The 6,047-nt window shown below is 72.7% G+C and carries 8 protein-coding genes; 3 read left to right on the top strand and 5 right to left on the bottom strand.

The features are described 5' to 3' along the window. Positions 1–714 (top strand): prephenate dehydrogenase/arogenate dehydrogenase family protein (locus H5J29_RS18015; protein ID WP_181782120.1); only part of this gene is annotated, 714 nt, incomplete at its 5' end. On the opposite strand, the gene H5J29_RS18010 is transcribed toward H5J29_RS18015, so the two are convergent. Further along, the gene (locus H5J29_RS18010; protein WP_181782119.1) at positions 698–1,474 is read right to left on the bottom strand and encodes an SDR family NAD(P)-dependent oxidoreductase; all 777 of its coding nucleotides are present in this window, start codon (positions 1,472–1,474) and stop codon (positions 698–700) included. The two genes, H5J29_RS18015 and H5J29_RS18010, sit on opposite strands and share 17 nt — an antisense overlap. Positions 1,475–1,537: 63 nt before the next feature. Between H5J29_RS18010 and H5J29_RS18005 the strand changes: the two genes are divergently transcribed. Beyond that, positions 1,538–2,116 carry a TetR/AcrR family transcriptional regulator gene (locus tag H5J29_RS18005; protein WP_181782118.1) on the top strand — a complete coding sequence of 193 codons (579 nt, stop codon included), beginning with the start codon at positions 1,538–1,540 and terminating at the stop codon, positions 2,114–2,116. 64 nt (positions 2,117–2,180) lie between these two features. Here the strand turns inward: H5J29_RS18005 and H5J29_RS18000 are convergent, their stop codons facing one another. From H5J29_RS18000 to ligD, 3 genes are all read right to left on the bottom strand, one after another. Beyond that, entirely contained in the window at positions 2,181–2,795 is a 615-nt protein-coding gene (locus tag H5J29_RS18000; protein WP_181782117.1) for a putative glycolipid-binding domain-containing protein, read from the bottom strand. Between the two features lie 67 nt (positions 2,796–2,862). Further along, complete coding sequence (locus H5J29_RS17995; protein WP_181782116.1) at positions 2,863–3,042, bottom strand: Rv0909 family putative TA system antitoxin; 180 nt, start codon at positions 3,040–3,042, stop codon at positions 2,863–2,865. Positions 3,043–3,114: 72 nt separating this feature from the next. Further along, on the bottom strand, positions 3,115–4,035 hold the full coding sequence (gene ligD / locus H5J29_RS17990) for a non-homologous end-joining DNA ligase (RefSeq protein ID WP_220187584.1): 921 nt from the start codon (positions 4,033–4,035) through the stop codon (positions 3,115–3,117). 35 nt (positions 4,036–4,070) lie between these two features. On the opposite strand from ligD, the gene ku reads away from it, so the two are divergent. After that, the gene (ku, locus tag H5J29_RS17985; RefSeq protein ID WP_246394007.1) at positions 4,071–4,976 is read left to right on the top strand and encodes a non-homologous end joining protein Ku; all 906 of its coding nucleotides are present in this window, start codon (positions 4,071–4,073) and stop codon (positions 4,974–4,976) included. Between the two features lie 10 nt (positions 4,977–4,986). On the opposite strand, the gene H5J29_RS17980 is transcribed toward ku, so the two are convergent. Continuing rightward, complete coding sequence (locus H5J29_RS17980; protein WP_181782113.1) at positions 4,987–6,006, bottom strand: LCP family protein; 1,020 nt, start codon at positions 6,004–6,006, stop codon at positions 4,987–4,989. Positions 6,007–6,047 lie beyond the last annotated feature (41 nt).

The raw sequence follows: 6,047 nt of genomic DNA, 5'->3' as shown, positions 1-6,047 counted from the left end.
GTGTTGGCCCGCGTCGACGCCGTCGCCCCCACGGTGCGGCTCACTGACGCGGTGAGCGTGAAGGTCGCCGTCCAGGACCTGGTCACGACCTACGCCCCGCGCGCCCGGTACGTGGGCGGCCACCCCATGGCGGGCACCGCGGAGTCCGGCTGGGCGGCGGGCGACGGCGAGCTGTTCCGGGACGCCGCCTGGGTCGTCATCGCCGACGACGGCGTGGACCTCGCGGTGTGGCGGGACGTCGCCGAGCTGGCCTGGGCCTGCGGCTCCCGCGTGGTCCCCGCGGCGAGCGACGAGCACGACCTCGCCGTCGCGAGGATCTCCCACCTGCCCCACCTGCTCGCCGCCGTGCTGGCGACCGTCGGCGCGGGCGACCCGGACGACGACCTCGCCCTCGCCCTCTCGGCGAGCTCCTTCGCCGACGGCACCCGGGTCGCGGGCACCCGCCCCGAGCTGACCCTGGCGATGTGCGAGGGCAACCGCCCGGCCCTGCTCGCCGCGGTCGACGAGGCCCTGGGCAGGCTCGGCGTGATGCGCGGCGCGCTGGCCTCGACCGGTGGGCTGAAGGCCACGGTGGACAGTGGCTACCTGGCCCGACAGCGGTGGAGGTCGACCCGGGAACCGCTGGGCCTGGCCGTGTCCCTGGAGGGTCCCGACGCCCTCGCCGAGCTGCGCGAGCTCGGCCGCCGCGGAGACGTCGTCAGCGGCTGGAAGTGACCCGCGCGACCACCTCGAGCGCGGCCCGCCGCGGGAAGAACCGGGTGAGGTTCGACGAGACCCGGTTCAGCCCGCCCGAGACCACGCTCGGCGGGGTGGTCCGCCGGTCCAACGCCCGCAGTGCCGTGGCCACGACCTGCTCCGGCGTCTGCATCGTGGTGGTGCCGCCCGCGGCCCCCTCCCCCGCGACGTCGAGGAACTCGGTGCTGGTCAGGCCCGGGGACAAGCACATCACCCGCAGGTCCGTGCCCTTCGCCTCGTACCAGAGCGCCTCGGTGAAGCTCAGCACGAACGCCTTGGTCGCGGCGTACACCGCCAGGTCCGGGATCGGCTGGTAGGCGGCCAGGCTGGCCAGGTTGACGAGGTAGCCGGAGCCCTCGCGCAGGGTCGGCAGGAACGCCCGGCTGAGCCCGACGAGCGCGCCGACGTTCAGCCCGATCATCTCCTGGAGGCGCTCCGGGTCCTGCTCGTGGACCGGCCCGTGGTCCCCGAAGCCCGCGTTGTTGACCAGCGCGGTGACCCGGATGCCGCGCCGCTCGACCTCGGCGAGCAGCTCGGCCGGGGCCTCCGGCCTGCTGAGGTCCATGGGGATCACGTGCACCTTGACGTCGGTCAGCTCGGCGGCGAGCGCCTCGAGGCGCTCCGCCCGGCGGGCGACGAGCACGAGCTCCGAGCCGCGGCGGGCGAGCTCGCGGGCGAACGCGGTCCCGATGCCCGAGCTTGCCCCGGTGACGAGAACGGTCTGGCTGCTGTGGTCCATGGCTGCACTGTATGCCAGCTTGGCACTGAGTGCCAGCCTGACACCATGAGCTACGCTGCGGACATGAGTCAGTCCCTGTGGCAGCGCACCCGGCGGACCGTCCGGGACGACATCGCGGCGGCCGCGATGGAGCTGATCCTCGAGCAGGGGTTCGCGGCCACGACCATGGACGAGATCGCCGCCCAGGCCGGCGTGTCCCGGCGCTCGCTGTTCCGCTACTTCGGCACGAAGGAGGACGTCGTGCTGCGGACCCTGGCGAACACGGGCGAGGCGATCGCCGAGGCCGTGCACGCGCGGCCGCTCAGCGAGACGCCGTGGGAGGCGTTGCTGGCGGTCGCGGACGGCCTGGAGACGGCGCCGACCTGGGAACCCGCGCGCGAGCTGGCGATCGGCCGGATGTGCGTGGAGACTCCCGCGCTGCGCGCCCGGCGGGCCGAGAAGCACCAGGGGTGGGTCGAGCTGCTCGTCCCCGAGATCGCCGTCCGGCCCGCGTCCGGCCCGGTCGGGGACGCGGCGGCCGAGGCCATCGTGTCCGCGGCGCTGGCCTGCCTCGACGTCGCGACCGACCGCTGGGTCGCCGCGGACGGCGAGAGCTCCCTCGCGTCGTTCTTCAGCGACGCGGTGCGGGCCGTACGGGGCTAGGAGCCTCCCGCGCCGCCGCGCCCGGTGATCCACGCCGGGAGCGGTGGTGGCGGAGTGAGAGACACTACGAGGCCCCGGCAGCGGCCTCGGCGCGCTCGCTCGACAGCAGGGCCGCGAGGCCGGGGTAGGAGATCACGAACCCGTCGACGTCCACGGCCAGCTCGGCCGTGAAGTCCTCCCAGGTGAACTCGACCAGGGCCGGGACGTCGCCCACCGCAGGCCGGACGGTGCGGTAGCGCTGCACCGCCGTGGACACCCCCAGGTCCGGCAGCGACACGAACACCACCGGGATCTCGACGTCGACCGCCTCCCGCTGCGCCCCCAGCCGCCGGATGGGCAGCGAGTTGAACAGCGGGCTGAACGAGACGTCGACGTCGACGGCACCGTCGAAGTCGGCCCGCTCGCTGCCGGAGCCGTCGTCGAGGAGCCAGAACCCGTCGTCCGTGCGGCTGATGGTGAGGTGCCGTTCGGCGCTCGTGGTCGCGGCGGTGACCGAGAGCCTGCGCAGGCTGCCGTCCTCCCGGACGAGCAGGTTGTACGAGGCCGTGAAGTCGCCGTCGGGATCCGGCCGGACGATCCGGCCGAGGGCGCGGAAGCCCGCGGGCGCGGGCCCGAAATGGACTCGCGTGCCCTCGAGGCCGGGCCTGCCTTCGGCCTGCCAGGTCAGCATGGTCGTCATCGACACCACCGTAGGGAGCGGGGATCCGGCCCCTCGAACCGAGAGGTCGGCGATCGGTGCAGCGGGCTCAGGTGGCCGGCTGGTCCGGGACGAAGTCCTTGATCTTGGCGACGACCGCGTCGACCTGCTCCTCGTGCCCGAACCTCTCCTTCACGATCTCGCCGACCTTCTCGGCTCCGTCCTCGATCTTGTCCCCGTGCTCGTCGAGCAGTTTCTCGGCCTGGCCCTTGAGCGCATCGAAGTCCACGGTGGGTGCCCCTTCTCGACAACTCCGCGATGGTGATCGTGCGCCATCAAACACCCCCCGGAGGCCGAACCACTACCCCTCCCGACGCACGTCCTGCGGCGTCACGTCCGCGCGCACCCCGCGGAACACCGGCTCGCGGAGCTTCCCCGCCGAGGTCCAGCCCAGGTGCGCCACCTCCACCGCGACGACCGGTTCGCACCAGTGCACGCCCGCGGAGTCGGCCCGCGGCGGCCGGTCCCGGAACGGCGGGCTCGGCTGCTCCAGCTCCCCGAGCAGCTCGGACAGCATCCGCTGCACGGCGGTCCCCGCCAGGCCGGACCCGACCTTCCCCGCGAACACGAGCTCGCCGCCGTCGGGCACCCCGAGCAGCAACGCCCCCACCCGGGTGCCCGCTCCGGTCCGCTCCGGACGCCAGCCCCCGACCAGGCAGGTCTGGGTGTGCCGGTGGGTCACCTTCACCCAACCGGGGCTACGCCCCCCGGCCAGGTACGGCGACTCCCGCTGCTTGGCGACGATCCCCTCCATCCCCCGCCGCGCGGTCGCCTCGAACAGCGCGCGACCGTCGGTGTAGAGCGGGGAGAGGGCGAGCGTGGGCACCGACGCCGTGTCGAGCCGGTCCAGCGTGGCGCGGCGCTCGTGCAGCGGCCGTTCCAGCAACGGGACGCCGTAGAGCCGCAGGACGTCGAACACCATGAAGGTGACGGGCCTGGCCAGCGCCTTCGCGGCGGCCACCGGGCCGTGCATCCGGTCGGTCAGCGCGGCGAAGCTCGGGACGCCGTCGTCGAGGAGGACGACCTCGCCGTCGAGCACGAGGTCCGGCGCGATCGCGGTCAGCCCGGCCAGCTCGGGGAAGTCCGCGGTGACGTCCCGACCGTTCCGGGTGGCCAGCCGCAGCTCCCCGTCGGTGACCTCCGCGAGCAGTCGCATGCCGTCCCACTTGACCTCGTAGACCCACTCCGGCCCGGTCGGCAGGGGGCCGGGAGTGGCGAGCATGGGCTGCACACCGTCATGCTGTCACCATGCGTGCGATGTGGAGCGGTGCCGTCTCGTTCGGGCTGGTCAGCGTGCCCATCAAGTTGTACTCCGCGACGACCAACCACGACATCCGGTTCCACCAGGTCCACGGGGCGGACGGCGGGCGCATCAAGTACAAGCGCACGTGCTCCGTGTGCGGCGAGGTCGTGGAGTACGCGGACATCGTCAAGGGGTACGAGACCGAGGACGGCGAGCTGATCACGCTCGACGAGGCCGATCTCGACTCGCTGCCGATCGCCTCGGGCCATGAGATCGACGTCATCGAGTTCGTGCCGGCGGACCAGATCGACCCGCTGCTGTTCGACAAGGCCTACTACCTCGAGCCCGAGACCAAGGCCGCCAAGCCCTACGCGCTGCTGCGCGAGGCGCTGGCCGAGACCGAGCGGATGGCCGTGGTCCGGTTCGCCCTGCGCCAGCGCGAGTCGCTGGCCCTGCTGCGGGTGCGGGACAAGACGATCGTGCTGCAGACGATGCTGTGGCCGGACGAGATCCGCGAGCCCGCGTTCGACATCCTCGACCAGGACGTCGACCTCAAGCCCCAAGAGCTGAAGATGGCGTCCTCGCTGGTGGAGAGCATGGGCGCGGACTTCGACCCCGCCGACTTCCACGACGAGTACCGGGACGCGGTCGTCGAGCTGATCGAGTCGAAGAAGGAGCACGGCGACGTCAAGCCCGCCCCCGTCGAGGCCAAGAAGGAGGACGAGGGCGACTCGATGACCGACCTGCTCTCGGCCCTGCAGGCCAGCGTGGAGGCGGCGAAGGGCAAGGCGGGCGCGAAGCCCGAGGAACCGGAGCCCGAGCCGGAGAAGAAGCCCGCCCGCAAGCCCGCGGCCCGCAAGAAGAAGACCGACGACGAGGCCGAGGACAAGCCCGCCCCGAGGAAGCGCCGCACCGCCTGACCGCCGCGGGTCAGGGGCCGTGCGCGGACTCGGGCGGGGTCTCGTCCTTCTGCAGGCTCTCGAAGAGCCGGCTGGCCCTGGTCTTGTCCCAGCGGACCACGGACTGGCCGCCGATCGTGGGGGTGCCGCCGACCGGGACGGTGGTCGCGACGCCGCCGTTGGTCACCCCGCGCATGGCCAGGCCGAGCTGGGCGATGTTCCAGATGTGGTCGCTGGAGTCGACCGTGATCAGGCCGGTCATCGCGTCGGCCAGCGGGACCACCCGGAACGGGTTGACGAGCGTGGCCGGGCTGGTGGCCTTGGCGATCAGGGCGGACAGGAACTCGCGCTGCCGTTGCACGCGGTCGAAGTCCGAGCCCGCCGTCGCGCGGGTGCGGACGTAGCCCAGCGCGGTGGTGCCGTCGAGCTCCTGGCAGCCTGCCTGGATGTCCAGGTTCGCCTTGGGGTCCTTGATCGCCTTCGGCACGCAGAGGTCCACGCCGCCCACGGCGTCCACCGCGTCGACGAACCCGCCGAACCCGATCTCCGCGTAGTGGTCGATGTGCAGCCCGGTGGCGTTCTCCACCGTGCTGATCAGCAGCGGTGCCCCGCCGAACGCGTAGGCCGCGTTCAGCTTGTTGGACCCGTGCCCCTCGATCGGCACGTACGAGTCGCGCGGCAGGCTGACCAGCACGGACCCGGAGCTGCCGGAGTGCAGCAGCATGATCGTGTCCGTGCGCTGGCCCGCCGCGTCTCCGGTGCCGAGGCGCTCCTGGTCCTCCGTGCCGAGGTCCGCCCGGCTGTCCGAACCGACGATCAGCCAGTTCGTGCCCGACGACTCCGCCACCGACTCCGCGGGGAGCGCCTCGACCCGGTTCAGGTTCTGGTCGAGGAAGACGCCCCAGCCGACCAGGGCGATCAGCACCAAGGCCAGGGCGATCTTGATCCGCCTGCCCCACCGGCGCGGCCTGCGGACCTTCGGCTGCCGGGTCTGCACCGGGGGCCGGTACTGCTGCTGCGGCGGACCCGCGGATCGTTCCGCCACGATCATCGAGACCCACGGCCTCGCGCACTCCGCCCACTACCTCAACC

The sequence above is a fragment of the Pseudonocardia pini genome, from assembly GCF_013870575.1.
GTDB classification, from domain to species: Bacteria; Actinomycetota; Actinomycetes; order Mycobacteriales; family Pseudonocardiaceae; genus Pseudonocardia; species Pseudonocardia pini.
Note: the sequence above shows the minus strand (reverse complement) of the source record. Positions and strands in the feature narration are given on the sequence as shown.

Bases quoted from the DNA above. Each gene is read 5' to 3' on its own strand.
- H5J29_RS18010 (WP_181782119.1), bottom strand. From the start codon at position 1,474: ATGGACCACAGCAGCCAGACCGTTCTCGTCACCGGGGCAAGCTCGGGC.
- H5J29_RS18005 (WP_181782118.1), top strand. From the start codon at position 1,538: ATGAGTCAGTCCCTGTGGCAGCGCACCCGGCGGACCGTCCGGGACGAC.
- H5J29_RS18000 (WP_181782117.1), bottom strand. From the start codon at position 2,795: ATGACGACCATGCTGACCTGGCAGGCCGAAGGCAGGCCCGGCCTCGAG.
- ligD (WP_220187584.1), bottom strand. From the start codon at position 4,035: ATGCTCGCCACTCCCGGCCCCCTGCCGACCGGGCCGGAGTGGGTCTAC.
- ku (WP_246394007.1), top strand. From the start codon at position 4,071: ATGTGGAGCGGTGCCGTCTCGTTCGGGCTGGTCAGCGTGCCCATCAAG.
- H5J29_RS17980 (WP_181782113.1), bottom strand. From the start codon at position 6,006: ATGATCGTGGCGGAACGATCCGCGGGTCCGCCGCAGCAGCAGTACCGG.